Source organism: Synergistota bacterium (genome assembly GCA_021159885.1).
GTDB lineage: Bacteria > Synergistota > GBS-1 > GBS-1 > GBS-1 > AUK310.
Genome location: JAGHDO010000026.1, coordinates 1 through 17,799, shown reverse-complemented (window position 1 = coordinate 17,799; position 17,799 = coordinate 1). Strand labels below are relative to the sequence as shown.

Annotated in this window: 16 protein-coding genes and 2 pseudogenes; all 18 read left to right on the top strand. The window is 44.1% G+C overall.

Features of this window, described 5'->3' with window-relative positions:
• Positions 1-764 (top strand): glycosyltransferase family 4 protein (locus J7M13_02180; GenBank protein MCD6362796.1); only part of this gene is annotated, 764 nt, incomplete at its 5' end.
• A gap of 190 nt (positions 765-954) precedes the next feature.
• Positions 955-1,530 (top strand): annotated as a pseudogene (locus J7M13_02175) (flagellin).
• A 702-nt stretch (positions 1,531-2,232) separates the two neighbouring features.
• A complete protein-coding gene (locus tag J7M13_02170; protein ID MCD6362795.1) occupies positions 2,233-3,381 on the top strand; it encodes a hypothetical protein in 1,149 nt (382 codons plus the stop codon).
• 385 nt (positions 3,382-3,766) lie between these two features.
• Positions 3,767-4,183: pseudogene (locus J7M13_02165) on the top strand (flagellin).
• Between the two features lie 1,542 nt (positions 4,184-5,725).
• The gene (locus tag J7M13_02160; GenBank protein MCD6362794.1) at positions 5,726-6,163 is read left to right on the top strand and encodes a hypothetical protein; all 438 of its coding nucleotides are present in this window, start codon (positions 5,726-5,728) and stop codon (positions 6,161-6,163) included.
• Between the two features lie 51 nt (positions 6,164-6,214).
• On the top strand, positions 6,215-6,577 hold the full coding sequence (locus J7M13_02155) for a flagellar protein FlaG (protein ID MCD6362793.1): 363 nt from the start codon (positions 6,215-6,217) through the stop codon (positions 6,575-6,577).
• A 45-nt stretch (positions 6,578-6,622) separates the two neighbouring features.
• Positions 6,623-8,959: a flagellar filament capping protein FliD gene (gene fliD, locus J7M13_02150; GenBank protein ID MCD6362792.1), complete on the top strand. Its 2,337-nt coding sequence runs from the start codon at positions 6,623-6,625 to the stop codon at positions 8,957-8,959.
• Between the two features lie 22 nt (positions 8,960-8,981).
• Positions 8,982-9,584: a hypothetical protein gene (locus tag J7M13_02145; GenBank protein MCD6362791.1), complete on the top strand. Its 603-nt coding sequence runs from the start codon at positions 8,982-8,984 to the stop codon at positions 9,582-9,584.
• Complete coding sequence (locus tag J7M13_02140; GenBank protein MCD6362790.1) at positions 9,530-10,174, top strand: HAD family hydrolase; 645 nt, start codon at positions 9,530-9,532, stop codon at positions 10,172-10,174. The genes J7M13_02145 and J7M13_02140 overlap by 55 nt, the downstream gene beginning before the upstream one ends.
• Positions 10,128-11,069, top strand: a complete 942-nt coding sequence (locus J7M13_02135) for an ATP-grasp domain-containing protein (protein ID MCD6362789.1) — start codon at positions 10,128-10,130, stop codon at positions 11,067-11,069. Before J7M13_02140 ends, J7M13_02135 begins: the two co-directional genes overlap by 47 nt.
• Positions 11,066-11,842, top strand: coding sequence for a glycosyltransferase family protein (locus tag J7M13_02130; GenBank protein ID MCD6362788.1), 777 nt, complete (start codon positions 11,066-11,068; stop codon positions 11,840-11,842). The genes J7M13_02135 and J7M13_02130 overlap by 4 nt, the downstream gene beginning before the upstream one ends.
• Positions 11,811-12,812 (top strand): N-acetylneuraminate synthase family protein, encoded by a 1,002-nt coding sequence (locus J7M13_02125; GenBank protein MCD6362787.1) that lies wholly within the window; start codon positions 11,811-11,813, stop codon positions 12,810-12,812. The genes J7M13_02130 and J7M13_02125 overlap by 32 nt, the downstream gene beginning before the upstream one ends.
• A complete protein-coding gene (locus J7M13_02120) occupies positions 12,794-13,954 on the top strand; it encodes a DegT/DnrJ/EryC1/StrS aminotransferase family protein (GenBank protein ID MCD6362786.1) in 1,161 nt (386 codons plus the stop codon). Before J7M13_02125 ends, J7M13_02120 begins: the two co-directional genes overlap by 19 nt.
• Before the next feature lie 21 nt (positions 13,955-13,975).
• Positions 13,976-14,962, top strand: coding sequence for a glycoside hydrolase family 88 protein (locus J7M13_02115; protein MCD6362785.1), 987 nt, complete (start codon positions 13,976-13,978; stop codon positions 14,960-14,962).
• Positions 14,963-14,987: 25 nt separating this feature from the next.
• A complete protein-coding gene (locus tag J7M13_02110) occupies positions 14,988-16,025 on the top strand; it encodes a flippase-like domain-containing protein (GenBank protein MCD6362784.1) in 1,038 nt (345 codons plus the stop codon).
• Between the two features lie 121 nt (positions 16,026-16,146).
• A complete protein-coding gene (locus J7M13_02105; GenBank protein MCD6362783.1) occupies positions 16,147-16,470 on the top strand; it encodes a methylated-DNA--[protein]-cysteine S-methyltransferase in 324 nt (107 codons plus the stop codon).
• A gap of 78 nt (positions 16,471-16,548) precedes the next feature.
• On the top strand, positions 16,549-17,589 hold the full coding sequence (gene hrcA / locus J7M13_02100; GenBank protein ID MCD6362782.1) for a heat-inducible transcription repressor HrcA: 1,041 nt from the start codon (positions 16,549-16,551) through the stop codon (positions 17,587-17,589).
• A partial coding sequence (locus J7M13_02095) for a hypothetical protein (protein ID MCD6362781.1) occupies positions 17,586-17,799 on the top strand: 214 nt, incomplete at its 3' end. The genes hrcA and J7M13_02095, both read left to right, overlap by 4 nt.

Below are 17,799 nucleotides of genomic sequence, written 5' to 3'. Positions count from 1 at the left end.
TCTGGGATAACTGGGCTTTGCTTAAGGTTGATCATATATGCTTTGTTTCCTACGGTTATAGGGAGGCATTTTTAAGATCCCTGCCGTATTCAGTGAGCGTTGAGAAAACCTCCGTTATATGGCCTGGGCTATATATAGGGGATCGTTATCCCTCTAAAGAGGAACTTAGGTGGATTTTGAGCGAGAGATACAAGATTCCGAAGGAAACTTTCTGGGTTTCATCCCTTGGAGGAATATCTGAGAGAAAAGGCACGCTTGAGCTTGTCAAAGCATTTTCTCTTTTCCTTAGGGAGGGAGTTGACGCCTATCTTTTCTTAGTCGGTCCCGTGAGAGAGGAAAGCTATTTCAGGAAGGTTAAGGAAGCTTCCTTGGAAGCGGCGGGAAGAGTGAAATTTCTTGGATATCTTAAGGATCCTTATCCTCTGATCAAAGCTTCTGATCTTTTTGTCTTTCCGAGTAGGAGCGAGGGACTCGGATCTGCGCTAATGGAGGCGATGGCGCTTGGAGTTCCTTGTGCTTCAACGAATGTTGAGGGATTGCGTGATCTCGTTTGCGGGGGTAAATATGCTATAATTATAAAGGAGGTAAGCTCTGAGGAAATATTAAAGGCGCTTAAGGAGGCTTTTGAGAATCCCGACAGGTCCTGTAAAATTGGGTATTTGGCGCGTGAGAGAATTGTAAGGGATTTTTCCTTTGCTAAGACGGTTGAAGAGTATGAGAAGTTGTACTCTCAGTTTATTAAAAATTTTTCCTTCCTCCCTTAAAGTTAGTGGTTTGTCTTCCGATATAGATAGTGGAAGAAGGAGGTGATGTTGGGGGAAGAATTGGGGGATCTTAATAAGGTTTAAGCTTTAAGGCACGGATGCTTTGCTTTAAGAGCCACCGGAAGGCTCAGCGCCTTGAGCAGGGAGGCTTAAGGCGTAAAACCTCTGGAACCAAGGAGGGTGAGGAAAGATGATAGTTAACCACAATATTCCCGCAATGAATGCGTATCGTAATCTGACCATTACGCAAAGCCTTTTATCTAAGTCGCTTGAAAGATTATCCTCTGGTTTAAGGATCAATCGAGCTGCTGATGATGCTGCTGGACTTGCTATCTCCGAAAAGATGAGAACACAGATCAAAGGTCTTCACCAGGCTGTTAGGAACGCTCAGGATGGTATTTCCCTCATCCAGACTGCTGAAGGCGCAATGGATGAGGTTCACGCGATCTTGCAGAGGATGAGGGAGCTTGCCAACCAGGCTGCGAACGATACATACACTGCATATGATCGTCAGCAAATACAGAAGGAGATAGATCAGCTTCGTGCTGAGATCGATAGAATAGCGCAAACTACGCAGTTTAACACGAAGAAGCTTTTAACGGGAGAGCTTTCTTACAACATAACGAAGGTTAGAGGAGATGCTACTGTTGAGAACATGAGCGCTGACAGCCGAGTTGAGGCTGGCAAGTACCAGGTGGCTATTTATCAAGCCGCTGATGTCGCGGAACTTATAGGAGGCACAGCTTTTGATGCTAATGGTAATACCAATACGGTATTGCATACTGGTAACGTTTACATTAACGGGGTTGCGGTTCATTTTGATTCTGATGAGTATAACAATGCATCTGACAAGCTTCAGTATATTATAGACAAGATAAACGCCGTTAGGGATCAGACCAATGTGGAAGCTCAGAAGGTACAGGATCCATATAATTCTAACATCTATCATCTCAAGCTTGTTCAGCTTGATGTTGGGACTTCGAACGTGATACAGCTTTCTGGCGATGATGAGACGTTGAAGGATCTTGGTTTTGGTATGAGGACCGGTGCGGTTGGAACTCAAATAAGCACGACCACGGGTGATGTTCTCTCACCAGTTGCTACAGGAAGCGGTTCTCTTTTCATAAATAACATCTACATAGAGCAGGTTAATTTCAACAGCCATACTGTTCAGGATGTGGTTAGCATGATAAACTCCAAGGCTTATCTTACCGGTGTTGTTGCAGAAGCGGTTCAGGTGAGCATAGGAACAAATGCCCATCAGTGGAAAATAAGGCTTATAGAGGCTGAGCCCGGTAGGGGTATAGATTTGGCTCATTCTTCCCAGAATGTTGTCAGCTTGCTTGGATTTTTGGGAGGAGCAGCTTATACTGCTACAAGCTGGGATGTGATATCGCTCGGGGAGACCAATTCAAATATAGACATAATAAGGAGAGGTGGAGACTCAAACGAGCGTTGGCTTGAAGGTATGGAAGATGTAACAACAGGGTATTTCTCAACTGATTTTACGAATGGTGATCGCATAAGGATAAACGGAACCTGGATAACTTTAAGAGACGATACCATAGGCTTACAGCTTGACTCTCTTGTCTCAGTTGCGGCGAGAATAAACTCCTTCTCGAATATAACAGGAGTAAAAGCTGAGGTCGTTACTACCGGAGCTGCTGATGCGAAAGCACGCTTGAGATTGTATCAGATAACTCCTGATCCCAGTAACAAGATAATACTTTACTCCGATGTGGGCATAGATCCGAGTGCTTCTGTCGAAAGCAATGATAAGAAGATAGATCCTAATACTGGAAATATTACGTCCACTACTTCTTATGCGCTGGAGAATATCGGGTTCAGTGATGAGGATGAAAGCTATATCCTTGATTGGACCGTCAGGGGGGCGCGCGCTACAACAGGAGTTAATGTAAAAGTGAGGGTCTACTCAACTGACGAGAATGGAAATCACATAGCGATATTCCATGATAAAGCGCTTATAATAGAGGGTAAGGGATACGAGGTTACGCTTGACAAGATGAAGATAAACAATCACATTTATACTCCCCTTAACTATGATTACACTAAGAGAGGCGTTGGCTTAACCTTTGAGATCAAGGGAAGCCATCATCCATGGGCTACTGCAAAAACCTTCTCTTACATAGATCCTTCCTCTGGTGATACGACAGATACGGTTTATCTGTGGGGTAGCTCTGCTGAGATAAGGGTGAAGACGGACAAGAGTCTCTATCTCCACATAGGTGCTAATGAGGGTGAGATAATGAGGATAGATATAGATTCTCTCAATACCGATGGACTTGGTTTGACGGAGCTTGACGTTACAACTCATGAAGGTGCCGAGCTCGCTCTTACGAAGCTCACCGATGCCATAAACAAGGTCTCCGATCAGCGCGCTAAGCTCGGAGCTTTTCAGAATCGCCTTGAGCATACCATAAAGAACCTGAGGGTAGCTGAGGAGAATACTCAGGCAGCTGAGTCCAGAATCAGGGATGTCGACATGGCACAGGAAATGATGCAGTTTACCAAGCTTCAGATCCTCATGCAGTCTGGCACTGCGATGCTTGCTCAGGCTAACATGCTTCCTCAAAGCGTCTTACAGCTTCTGAGATAAGCTTAAACATTAGAAGGGAGGAAGGGGAGGGGTGCCCCTGCGGGGGCGCTTCCTCCCCTATTGCCCTTTCGATTTAAAAGTTTTAAAAAATTTTAAGTACCCCTTCCCTTCCTTTGGTTTTGGTAGTATAATATGCAATGGATAAAACTGCATATTCACATGGAGGTGGTTTGACGGGGAAGGGATTCCCAAAAGGAAAAGGGGCAGCAAGGAAAGGAGCTGTCCTTATATTGTTTTTTGAAAAGGAGGTGGTGGAGAAAACTTTTAGAAGAGAGTAAACATATAACTTTCCCTCGAGGAAGGGGTGGAAAGGAAAAGGAAGGGAAAAGATGGGGGAGACAGGGATGCTCCCCGCAGGAATTTTCCAGGGAAGGGGTGAGAAAGGATGATTGTTAACCACAATATTCCTGCCCTTAATGCTTATCGTAATCTCCTCATTACTCAGAGTCGCCTCAATAAGGCGTTAGAGAGGTTATCCTCTGGTTTAAGGATCAATCGAGCTGCTGATGACGCTGCTGGACTTGCCATCTCCGAAAAGATGAGAACACAAATCAGGGGATTGTCCCAAGCCGTGAGAAACGCTCAGGATGGTATTTCCCTTATTCAGACCGCTGAGGGTGCTTTAGATGAAGTTCATTCAATTCTTCAAAGAATGAATGAGCTTGCCAACCAGGCTGCAAACGATACATACACTGCATATGATCGTCAGCAAATACAGAAGGAGATAGATCAGCTTCGTGCTGAGATCGATAGGATAGCGGAGACCACGCAGTTTAACACGAAGAAGCTTTTAACGGGAGAGCTTTCTTACAACATAACGAAGGTTAGAGGAGATGCCACAATTGAGAACATGAGCGCTGACAGTCGTGTTGAGGCTGGCAAGTATCAGGTTGCTATATATCAAGCTGCTGATGTGGCTAAGCTCTACGGTGGAACCGCCTTTGACTCGAGCGGTGGTACTAATATGATTCTTCACACGGGGAATATCTACATCAATGGTGTAGCGGTTCATTTTGATTCTGATGAGTATAACAATGCATCTGACAAGCTTCAGTATATTATAGACAAGATAAATGCCGTTAGGGATCAAACCAACGTAGAAGCTAAGAAGGTACAAGATCCATATAATTCTAATATCTATCATCTCGAGCTTGTTCAGCTTGATGTTGGAACTTCAAATGTGATTCAGCTTTCTGGTGACGATCAGGTCTTAAAGGATCTCGGTTTTGGTATGAGAACTGGGGCGGTTGGTGCTCAAATAAGCACTGCCAATACGAGCGACCAAATTGTTATGACAGCTACGAGTGGCTCACTCTTTATAAATAACGTCTATGTAGGTCAGGTTAATAATACCGATAGCATTCAGGATGTAGTTAATCTTATAAATTCCAAGGCCAATCTTACCGGTGTTGTTGCAGAAGCGGTTCAGGTGAGCATAGGAACGAGCGCTCATGCCTGGAGAATAAGGCTCATAGAGGCTCAGCCTGGCGTTGGGATAAACTTGGCTCACTCAAGTGCGAGTCTTGTCGTTGCTTTGGGATTTGCTGGCGGAGCGACCGGTGCTACATATGGAGCGTCTAACTGGAATGTTGTGTCTCTTTCAGAGAGCAACAGCGCGATAGGTCAAATAACGCGTGGTGGAGATGCTAATGAGCGTTGGCTTGAGGGAGGCTATGAGACATCGGGTACCTTTAGCAATGATTTCATAGATGGAGATAAGATCAACATAAACGGAACCTGGATAAAGCTTAAAGATGTCGGCTATACGTTGGATAGCTTGATTTCGGTTGCAAATCAGATTAATAACTACAGCTCTACTACTGGCGTGAGGGCTGAAGTTGTTGCGACCGGTGGAAGCAAAGGAGAGGCCCGCTTGAGGCTAATACAGACCACGCCAGATCCCAATAATAAGATAATACTTTACTCTAACGTGTCTAATGATAACTATAGACTCGATTCTAATAATGATAAAACGACTACCCAGACATATGCTTTGAACAACATAGGTTTTGCTTATACCGATAGAAACGGGATACTTGATACTACCGTTATAGGAGCTCGCTCTACGACTGGTGTTAATGTAAAAGTTAGGGTATACTCTGCGGATGAGAATGGCAATCACATTGCAATATTTAATGATAAAGCTCTCATTCTTGAAGGACAGGGATACAAAATTACTCTCGATAAGGTTAAAATTAATGGGCATGTTTATACTCCCCTGAATTACGATTACACTAAGAGGGGAATAGGACTTACGTTTGAGATAAAGGGAAGCAACACCCCCTGGGCTTCAGAAAAAACCTTCTCCTATGTGGATCCTTCAGCTGGGGAAACAACCGATACCATGTATCTCTGGGGAAGTGCTGCTGAGATAAGAGTTGATACTTCCAATACACTCTACCTTCATATAGGAGCTAACCAAGGGGAGACTATGAGAATAGACATCGATTCAATGAATACAGATGGGCTTGGGCTTACGGAGATAGACGTTACCACACAGGAGGGAGCGGAGCTTGCCATAACGAAGATAGCAGATGCTATAAATAAGGTTTCCAATCAGAGGTCTAAGCTTGGAGCTTTCCAGAATAGATTGGAGCATACCATAAACAACTTAAGAGTAGCTGAGGAGAACACTCAGGCAGCCGAGTCCAGAATCAGAGACGTTGATATGGCACAGGAGATGATGGTTTACACCAAGCTCCAGATACTCTTGCAGTCTGGTACTGCGATGCTTGCTCAGGCTAATATGCTTCCGCAGAGCGTATTGCAGCTATTGAGGTAAGGGGGGAAGCCCCCCTTACCTTTTTCTCCCTGAGAGCAGGGGGTGATTAAGATGAGGATAGAAACGAATAACAGCATGGATATAGATCTTAAGGCACCTCAGATCGTTAAAAAGGAGGCTCATCAGCAAAAGGCAACCGTTGAGGAACCCTTAAAGCGAATCCAAGAGGAACAGAAAAAAATCGTTAGGGGAGAGCAGAATATAAACGAGGCAGTTGAAAAGCTTAATAAGACGCTTGACCTTTTCGATATCCAGGTTAGATTTAAAATTCATAAAGAAACCAAAGACATAATGATAAAGGTAGTTGACATGAAGAACAATAAGGTTATAAGAGAGATACCACCTGAAAAGATACTTGACATGGTTGCTAAGATGATGGAGTTTTTAGGCCTTCTCTTTGACGAAAAAGTTTAGCGAGGGATGATTTTCCCCGATATATAAGTGGGAGGTGGGGGTAAAATGGCAATGGCCCCAATCCAATTTGGAGGTTTGGTTTCAGGGTTAGATACTTCTTCCATAGTGGAGAAGTTAATGGAAATAGAGAGAGAGCCTTTAAATAGGCTTGAGGAGAAGATAAAGTATCTTCAGTGGAAGAAAGAAGCTCTTCTTGAGGTAAATAACTCGCTTCTTTCTCTATATAATACTGTTACTGATCTCACCTTTTCTGTTACCTTCACCTCCCGTACTGTTACGTCTTCTGATGAAAGTGTCGTTACGGGAAGGGCTACGAACTATGCCGAACCAACGACATACGATGTGGATGTCATTAGGCTTGCTTACGGAGAAAGATTAGGAGGAAGCTACTTTTCTGACCCGAGTGCTCCCATAGGTACAGGGTCGGGCACTGGAAGCTATACCTTTACCATAAACGGTGTTTCTATAACAGTTAGCGATAACTATTCGCTTAACGAAGTTAAAGATGCGATAAATGCGGTCTCAGATAGCGCTAAGGTGAAAGCTTACATAATAGGTGGAAGACTTGTTATAGAGAGTACTGAAACAGGAAGCTCCGCTACGATTTCTATAACTGACTCTGCAAATATATCGGGGACAGCCGATCCCAGCGAGGTCTTAGAATCGGTGGGTATATTAACCGATACTAAGGTAAAGGCTGACATACTTCAATCCGCGCAGGATGCGCTTGTTGAGGTTAATGGCGTAAGTATAGTTTCTTCAAGCAACACGGTCGAAGGACAGGTTCCAGAACTCACGCTTTATCTTAGGGGAACGGGAAGCGCTCGCTTAACTATAGGTTACGATGTTGATGATGCCGTTGATGCCGTGAAGGATTTTGTGGACCAGTATAATAAGACGATTGATCTTTTAAATAAATATCTTTCTGAAAAGGTGGTTATAAATCCACAGACTGATGATGAAAAGAAACAGGGAATATTAAGAGAGGAGACGAGCCTTAGGCTTCTTTTCTACAAGCTTAGAGACGAGGTCTTTAGAAGGGTTCCAGGTATTCCAGGTTTAAGCATTATAGGCCAGGTTGGAATATCCACTGGTGCGTGGACTATAGGTGCTGAGGCTATAGAGCAAGCTGAGAAGGGACATCTCGAATTTGATGAGGATAAGTTTAGAGAAGTGATGCAAGAGGATCCTCTTAAGGTTTACAGGTTGTTTGCTGCAGGAGGACAGTATATAGATTCTGATACGCTTACCGAGCACTTAGTTGGGAACCCATCTGCTTTATGGCACTTCGATGAGGGAGCAGGAAGCATATCATCGGACTTTTCGGGAAATGGAAACACCGCGAATATAGTTGGCGCTTCCTGGAGCCTCGAGGATGGAAATTATGCTCTTTCCTTTAATGGAATTTCCGACTATGTTAGTATAGCTTCAAGCTCAACGCTTAATCTCACAAGCTCGGTGGGGCTTGAGGCATGGATTAAGCCTGCGAGCATAGGGGGGCTTCAGACCATCCTCGTTAAGGGAAGTGATGCTGGAACTAACTATGGCTTGAGGCTTGATGGAAGCGAGGTAGAATTTTTCTACGTTGATTCGGGAGGAACCGAACACGTTTATGAGACCAGTCTCGCTTCTATATCAAGTGGTAATTGGTATCATATAGCGGTTGGTTTCAGCTTTGGGGATGGGGATTCGATAAGCATAAGGGTTAACAACACGCTTGTTTCGGGAAGCTGGACCGTTGGAGATGGGAGCGGATCTGCTCAGACAAATGCTCAGAGTCTAACTATAGGCTCTGCGAATAATTATGGTGTTAAAAATCCTTTTAATGGTATAATAGACGAGGTTGCGGTGTACAGCACGCCCTTGAGCGCTTCTGAGGTTCAGGAGAGGGGTTCCGCCTCAAGAAGAGCGATTTATTATGTTTCAACTCCGCCTGTTTCGACGGAGCAACCACCGCATCTTAAGGTTAACGGAACGGAATACACGCTCGTTTCTGGTACACCGGATGTTGGTGAGTACAGTCTTGACTATGATATTGGAAAGATACTTATAGGCAAGGCACCATCGCCTGGTTCAACGGTTAAGGCTACCTATGTTGGAGATGCTGAGAATAAAGATTACTGGGGGATAGCGCGAAGGATAAAAGATATTCTCTATAGCTATACGAGATGGGGAGGAATAATATTATCGGAGGCAGGGACCGGGGGTAGCATAGACCAGGAGCTCGCACGTCTTGAGAAAGAAAAGGCGGAGCTTGAGGAAACGTTAGCGGCAAAGGAGTTCTCACTGTGGCAGAGGTTTACCGCTATGGAGGAAGCGCTTAGTAAAATGCAGGCTCAAAGTGCGTGGCTGACATCGCAAGTTGCTAAACTTGGAGGTTAAAAAGAAGGAGGAATGAAGCTTCGTGAAAGTTTTCATTGATGAAGAAGAGCGTATTGATCTTGAGGATTTGGGGATTAAAGAGATAGTTTCCAGGGTCGAGGAAGAAGTGAAAAAAAGCGGCAGGGTTGTGATGAAGGTAGAGGTGGATGGAAGACCAGTAGATGAAAAGAAGCTTGGAGAGATGGACTTAAGTGGTGCGCGAGAGATATCCTTCATAACCAAGAGCGTCAGGGATCTTGTAAAAGAATCCTTAGGGGATTTGCGCCTTTATCTTCCTAAGCTTGTTGGGGGGCTTAAGGATATAGCTTCGCTATTTCGCGTTGGTGAATTTAAGAAGGGATTAGGGTTGCTTCCTAAAGCAGTTGAGGGTTTAGGGTGGCTTATTAAGGTTTTTGAGTATACGGCGGTTATTCTTGGTGTAGAGTGGAGCGAATACAAGGAAATAGATTTTGATAAGGAGAGGGATGAGCTTATAGAAAAGATGAGCGAGATCTCGAGTGTCCTTGAAGATAGGGATTTTATAAGGCTCTCGGATCTTCTTGCTTATGAAATAGCTCCAACGCTAGAGAGATGGGAGAAGGTAGCAGATTATCTTCTCTCTTTGGCTCAGCAGACGAGGCATTGAAGCGCATGGTTAAAGCGCTTTTTATAGACAGGGATGGAACTATACTTGATAATCTGGGTTATATAAATCATCCAGCGCGGGTTCGCCTTCTTCCAGGGGTAGCTGATGCCCTTCGACTTCTCAGGAAGGCTGGCTGGCGGATAGTGGTAATAACGAATCAAGGGGGGATTGAACGCGGATATTATACGCATGAGGTGCTTCACCTTGTGAACATGAGGATGATGGAGCTTCTGTGGGCAAAGGGTGCGACGATAGATGCTATATATTACTGCCCGTTTGTAAGAGATGTTCCGTGTAAGAAACCTAACACGGGCATGGTTGAAAGGGCTGTCAAAGAACTCGGAATAGATCTTTCAAGATCGGTGATCATTGGGGATCAGCTTGTTGACTTGGAGCTCGCAATGAGGGTGGGGTGCCCAGGCATACTTGTTTTAACAGGATATGGTTTAGGCTTTTATGAGTATATGCCCGAAAAGGTCAAGGCTTTATCTCCGGTTTTTGTGGCAAGAGATTTTCTGGAAGCTGCAAAGTGGGTGATAGATAATGAAGGTGCTTATAACTTCCGCCTCGAGAAAGGTGGTGTTGGTTAGAAGCTTTAAAAGGGAAGCCATAGTTTACGTTACGGATATAGATCCCCTTTCGCCAGCCATATATCTGGCTGATTTTTTTTATAGAGCTCCTCTCACAAACAGCTCTGAGTTTCCAAGTTTTTTGCTTGATATTGTAAGGACTGAAGAAATAGACATGGTGGTTCCCACAACGGATGATGACCTTTCCGTTGTTGCCTCGCTTAAAGATGATCTTCTTAAGATGGGGGTATTTCCTCTCGTTTCCCCAGCCGAGGTAGTATCCCTTTGTAACGATAAGTGGGAGACCTATCGTTTTTTTAAGGAGAGAGAGATTCCCACACCGGAGACGATTCAGGTTGACGATCTTAAGGGAGAAAAGGTTGGATTTAAGCTCGTTCTGAAGAAAAGATTTGGTAGAGGGAGTAGAGGAGTGCTTTACCTTGAGAAAGGCGAGGTTATTCCTGAGGGAATCGGTGGCGATTATATAGCTCAGAGATTTGTTGAGGGGAGAGAGTTTACCATAGATGCTTTCGTTGATATGGCTGGAAGGGTTATATCCGTAGTTCCTCGAGAGAGAATAACGATAAGCGAGGGGGTTTCCGTAAGGGGGAGAACCGTGAAATCTCCTGAACTAATTGAGTGGGGGAGAAGGATTTGCGATGCTCTTGGACCTTTGGGACCCGTTAATATTCAGTGCATATGGGGAGAAAGGGGAATTTTCTTTACAGAGATAAATCCGAGATTTTCAGGAGGTATTGCTTTGACCATAGCCTCAGGAGCAGACTTTGTGCGATGGAGTATAGCCCTGGCGAAAGGGGAGACTATATCTCCTTTTAGTGATTTCGAAGAGCTATATATGAGCTGTTATAATGAGCCGGTTTTCTTTAAGAAGCCCCGGGGAGGTAATACATTGTGAGGATAGTTGGTATAATTCAGGCTCGCATGGGCTCAAAGCGTTTCCCTGGAAAGGTTTTAGCACCATTGAATGGAAAACCTCTCTTAATGCATCTTCTTGAAAGGCTTCGCCTTTCAAGAAGGGTGGATCTTTTTATGGTAGCGACATCTTTCCTCCCGGAAGATGAACCTATAGTTAGGATATTGAGGGAAAACGGATATCAGGTCTTTAGAGGGCATCCCATAGATGTTCTCGATAGGTTTTATAAGGTTGGTTGTTTTCTTGGTGCCAACTATATCGTTAGAATTACCGCTGATAACCCTTTGACCGATCCAGAGTATATGGATAAAGCGATCCTTAAAGCTATTTCTGAGAAGGCGGATTATGTTGGATGTGTTGGATTGCCTTTGGGACTCGGGGCAGAAGTTATATCCTTTAAAGCCCTTAAAAGGGCATATAAAGAGGCAAAAGAGCCCTATCAGAGGGAGCATGTAACGCCGTATATAAATGAAAATCCTGCCGTCTTTAAGATTGTTTATCTTAATGCGGAGAAACGGCATAGGAGGGAGAATATCAGGTTAACGGTGGATTATCCTGAGGATTTCGAGCTTCTGAGGATAATTTTTAATAATATGGGCGATGGAAAGCTTTGGGGTGTGGACGAGATAGTCGATTTTATGGATAATCATCCCGAGCTCGTTTCCATTAATGCTCATATTAGTCAGAGAAGCAAGTTTGAGGTCGATGAGAGGTGGAATAATTATGATAAAGGTGGGCAAAAGACTCGTTGGTAAGGGGGCTCCCTGCTTCGTGATCGCGGAGGCTGGGATAAATCATAATGGAGATCCGGATCTTGCTAAGGAACTCGTTAGGCAGGCTGCGAGGAGCGGGGCAGATGCGGTTAAATTCCAGATATTTCATGCGGAGAATTTAGTTGAGGAGGGAACTCCCGAATTTGAGCTTTTTAAGAAACATGAACTTTCTGAAGACGTTTGGAAAGAGCTCGCTCGGGAGGCAGAAAAAGAAGGCATAGTGTTTATGGCAACACCGTTCGATCTTGAGGCAGTGGAGCTTCTTGAGGATATAGGGGTTCTTGCCTATAAGATAGCTTCCGGGGATATTACAAATTTTGAGCTGATAAGCGAGGTAGCCAGGAAGTGGAAGCCCGTCTTTCTTTCAACGGGTGGGGCGAATTTATCGGAGATATCTTCTGCGTTGGAAAGCATATATGGTGAGGAAAACGATAGGGTTGTGCTTCTTCACTGCGTTTCCTGCTATCCTGTGCCTGATGATGAGGTAAACTTGAGGGCTATAAATGATTTGTGGGAGCATTTCTTCTTGCCGGTTGGTTTTTCAGACCACACTTTAGGTATGGAGGCTGCACTGGTTGCGGTTGCGATAGGTGCTTCTGTAATAGAGAAGCATTTTACGCTTGATAAGGCTCTTCCAGGTCCAGATCACATTCATTCGCTAACCCCTCAGGAGTTTTCTGAGATGGTTAAGAAGATAAGAAAGATAGAAAAGATGTTAGGCACTGGTAGGAAGGAACCAATGCCATGTGAAGCGGAATTTAGGATTAAGGGAAGAAGGGGTTTGAAAGCCGCTGTGGATATTCCTGCGGGAAGCATCATAGAGAGAGGGATGCTTGTTGCTCTTAGACCCAGGCATGGCATAGGTGTAGAAGAAATGGTGAATGTGCTTGGAAGGAGAACAAGAAGGAGTTTAGTAAAGGGGGAGAGTATTCGTTGGGAAGATCTCGAGTGAGAAGAGTTCCACTTTTTAAGCCTTCGATTGATCATGAGGAGATAGATGGGGTAAGCGATGTTTTAAAAAGTGGATGGCTAACTCGTGGGAATCTAACCGAGGAGTTTGAGAAAAAGTGTGCGGAGTATCTCTCGGCTGCAAATTGCGTTGCGGTTTCTTCTGCGACTGCAGGGCTCCACTTAGCTCTTTTGGCTCTTGGGGTGGGACCGGGGGATGAGGTAATAACCGTTTCCTTGACCTTTATAGCCACAGTTCAGGCTATTCTTTACGTTGGAGCTAAGCCAATTTTCGCTGATATAGATCCGGAAACTTTAAATATCTCTGTAAAAGACGTTCTTATGAAGGTTTCTCCCCGCACCAAAGTCATACTCCCCGTCCATTTTGGGGGTCATCCCTGTGAGATGAGTGAGCTTAGCGCTATTGCTCGTTCATATAATCTCTATATCGTTGAAGATGCAGCTCATGCTTTTGGAGCTTCCTATCGAGGAAGAATGATAGGAAGCGCAGGGTTGGGAGATCTAACCGTTTTTAGCTTTTATCCTAATAAGCCTATAACGACTGGTGAGGGAGGACTCGTTTGTGGAAAAGGAGAGCTCATAGAGAAGATCCGTCTCTTGTCGCATCATGGGATACATCATCCCAACGATAGGTATCGCTGGAGGTACTTTGCTACAGAGCTCGGATATAAATATAACTTTACGGATGTTCAGGCTGCGATAGGTTTGGCTCAGCTCTCTAAAGCTAAGGGGATGATTGACCGAAGAAAAAAGTGGTTTGAGATGTACAATTTGGCTTTTTCCAGAGAGGAGGCTTTCATAACTCCAGTAGTTAAGGAGCATGTAAGATCGTCTTACCATATATATCCTTTGAGGCTAAACTTAAGGGTGCTCAAGTGCTCTCGTGATGACTTTGCTATAGCTTTGGAGGATGAGGGAGTAGGGGTAAGCGTTCACTACTTTCCGCCAGTTCATCTTCATCCCTATTACCATAAAACGTTGAGGGTTAAGAAAGGAGAGTTACCAGTTACTGAGGCTGTTTCGGAAAGCGAGATAACCTTACCGCTCTATCCTGACATGGCCGAAGAGGAGTTCGAATTTGTTGTTGATAGAGTTTTTAAGGTTCTTAAAAGATTCAGGAGGTGAAGGCCCCTGCTTCTGGAAAAAATGGAAAAGCTGCTGAGCCGAAGCGAGATCAGAAAGGGGTACCCGAGCTATACGGTACGGGGTAAGTGGTGGTTAAAGCCACTGTATCATCCCGATTTTTGGGATCTCGGATTCTTTGTGGGGTTTTTGCTTGCTCTTTTTAAAAGAAGTGGGATAAAGCTCTTTAGAAAATGGGCGCTAAGTCTCCTTAAAGGGCTTGAGGAGAGAAACTATCCATTAAATCATAACCTTGGCTTTCTGTTTTTCTTTTCCTTTGTCCCCGCTTATCTTGAAACTGGTTCGAGCCGGTTGAAGAAAAGAATTTTAGCCGAAGCGGAAAGATTGGTTTCCATCTTTGATGAAGAGAAAGAGTTTATTCCCATGGATTATCCTGAGAACGATAAGTTGGCGGTGGATACGCTCACCTCTATAAAGCTTTTATGGTGGGCAGGTAGGGAGACCGGAAGAACCGTTTTCTTTGAGGTTGCAGAGAGGCATACCCTCACATCCATGGAGCTTCTCCTAAGGGAAGATGGTTCAACTTACCACATCTTTTCCATTAAGAATGGCCCCTTGGCGGGACAGGGGCTGAGCTCCTCAAGCTGCTGGTCAAGAGGAGCCGCATGGGCGTCCTTAGGGTTTCTCGAGGCTTATCGGCATACGGGAAATGATGTCTTCCTTAAAGCGTCTCAGAGAATATTAAGATATGCTCTTAAGAGCGTGTGTGATGACGGTGTGCCTCCGTGGGATTTTCATGCTCGCGATGGCATCAAGGATACCTCCGCGGGGGCTATTTTCCTTAAGGTTTTAGCTTCATTTAATGGTGAGTTTTCCTCTTGGAGAAAAGCGCTTGAGACCTCTCTTAGGGAGAGATATCTCGCCTTGGATAAAAACTGGGAGGGTTTCATTAAGGGAGGGTGTTATCACTATCACTGGAGGAGGGGAATAGGTGAGAGTCTTATTTGGGGGGATTACTTTGCTTTAGAAGCGGTGAAAGATGTGATATAATACTCGCATGGGAGTTTTTTCCTTTATGAAAGGCGGTTCCCTCAGGCGGGGAATATTTATCTTTCTTCTTATAACCCTCATAGCTGCTTTCCTCGTTATAGTTTTTACCATTGAGAAGCAGACTATACATATGCTTTTCAGGATAAAAGCCTCACATTTGCTCCTCGCGCTGTTCTGGGTTTTTCTATCTTGGGTTTTTGATTACTTAAGATTAAGGGAGCTTACACGTGCTGCTGGGGGAGATATTTCCTTCTTTCAGGGATTAGCTTTGGTATGGATAAATTATTTCGGTTGTGCAGTTACTCCACTTCAGAGCGGAGGAGGACCATTTCAAATATATATGCTTTACAGAAGCGGTTTACCCATCGGTAAGGGTTTTGCGGTTACATTGATGAGAACCTTGATAACTCTCGTTATTTTGAGCTTTGCGGGACCCATGATAGCGTTTACCCATCCGGAGATACTTGAGAATAGCTTCCTTAGGGGGATGATGCTTTATGTTGTGATCTTTCTAATATTTGTATGGATAATAATCTTTATTAGCCTCAAGAAGCCCCAAGTTATAAAGCGATGGAGTAGCTCTATCGTGCTTTTCCTGGGAAAACTGGGACTTTTTAGGAAAAAGGGATCAATAGAGGTCTTAAGAAGGGTTTATAGGGAGATAGATCTGTATAATGAGAACTTTAGGGTCTTTTTTGGTGAAGGGAAAGGAAGGCTTTTTATTGCGGTAATTTATAGCTTTTTTCAGCTCTTTGTTAGTTTCCTTGCTCTACCTTTCCTGATGTGGGGAGTAGGTATGGAGTTTGATTTGGCTAAGGTTTTAATGATACAGGCGGTCTTTCTCTTTCTTTTGTATTTCGTTCCCACACCGGGCGGAAGCGGGGTCGCTGAAGGGGGAGGAGCTGTTCTTTTTAGATATGTTATGCCGGTCCATATGACGGGGGTTATGGCAATTCTGTGGAGATTTTTTACGGATTATATAGCCGTAATTCTTGGAGGAATAGTTGCAATAAAGGTGCTTGGCCTGAAGACGATAGAGGAGGTTGTGAAAACCAACGATTAACTTTTATCCTTTTCCCTTGGGATATCTCATAATAAAGCTCTCTCCAAGGGGAATTTTCTCCTGTTCATTTTCAGAGGTACCGCGAGGGAGTCCTTTAAATGATAGGAGTTTAAAGAGCATTTTGGACTCGTATTTCAATGGTAAGGACATGAGTCTCTGCTATCCTTTAGACCTAAGTGGGCTCTCTAAGATTGCTATTCGAGTGTACTCTATATTGAGAGGTATTCCCCCCGGCAAAACCATATCTTATGGTGAGCTTGCAAGAAAAGCTTCGACTTTTCCAAGGGCTGTGGGAAGCATGATGAGAGCGAATCGTCATCTTTTGTTTATCCCATGTCATAGGGTTGTAAGGAGCGATGGAAAGCTTGGAGGGTTCTCAGCGGGAGTAGATTTGAAGAAATGGCTTCTTGATCATGAGGTTTCAAAAATGGTATTTTCGGCTTGACAAAATTTGACCTTCGTGCTAATTTTTCTTAATGGCTCTTAGCACTCGCTATGAGAGAGTGCTAAAGAGGTGATGTGTATGCTTACCGAAAGGCAGAAAAGAATACTGCTTGCAGTTGTTAAAGATTATATAGATAATGCTGAGCCTATAGGTTCAAGGACGCTTTCCAAGAAGTATTTCCCATCGTTAAGTCCGGCTACTATTCGGAATGAGATGGCTGATCTTGAGGAGATGGGCTATTTCTATCAACCTCATACTTCAGCAGGCAGGGTGCCAACGAGCAAAGCCTATAGATATTATGTGAATACCATTCTAAGGAGTAGCGGTAAAGAAGAGAAATTTACGATCGATGAGAAACTGTTTAAGGATTTTATAAATGAGGCTCGAGAAGAGATAGAGTCTCTTTTAAGGAGGATTGGCAAGCTTCTTTCTAAAACAACCGATTATCTGAGCATAGTGGTTGCTCTTCGTTCGCGAGAAAGCGTGATAAAAAAGATAGAACTTGTTAGATTGGATTCTATGCACGCCCTTATGGTGATAATTACCGAAGGTGGTTGGGTCCATCATAAGCTTATTCCGCTGAAAGGGAGCATGGGTGAGGATGAGCTTGAAGAGCTTGGTAGATATATAAATGAAAAGCTAAGCGGAAGAACCCTGGGTAGCCTTAATGAGGAGTTTGTTCAAGAGCTTTTAAGGAGACTTGAGGAATATCGTGGAGTTTGCTTAAAGGCTGCTCAGGCGCTTCAGGAGATAAAAGAGAAGTTCAGTGGTAAGATTTATCTTGGGGGGAGAACGAATATCTTGAAGCTCCCTGAGTTCAAGGATGTTGAGAAAATGAGAATAATACTTGAGGTGCTCGAGGAAGAGGAGTTTATGGCAAAGATGCTTACTGAACTTTCGAGAGGCAAGGATATAAGGGTAATTATTGGTGAAGAAAATCCCATAGAGAGAATGAGAGAGTGCAGTTTGGTTACCGCGAGCTATAATATTGGCGGTAAGATCATGGGGGTGTTGGGTATAGTTGGTCCCACGCGCATGGATTATAAAAAAGTGATATCTGTGATGAGAACGATGACCGCTCTTTTGGAGGATCTGGAAGGGGGATCTCGGTTAGAATGAGGGTGATTCGTGGAAAGCCAACGAAAAAGGAATATGTAAGGCTCCTTGAAAAAGTTAGGGAGCTTGAGGATGAGAAAGAACAGTTACGGAATCTGGTGGATAACTATCGGAATATATTGGCAAGGATGCAGATAGACTTCAATAATTTTAGAAAGAGGGTTGAAAGAGATAGAGAGCTTGAGCGCGCCATGGCTTCCGAGAGAATAATAA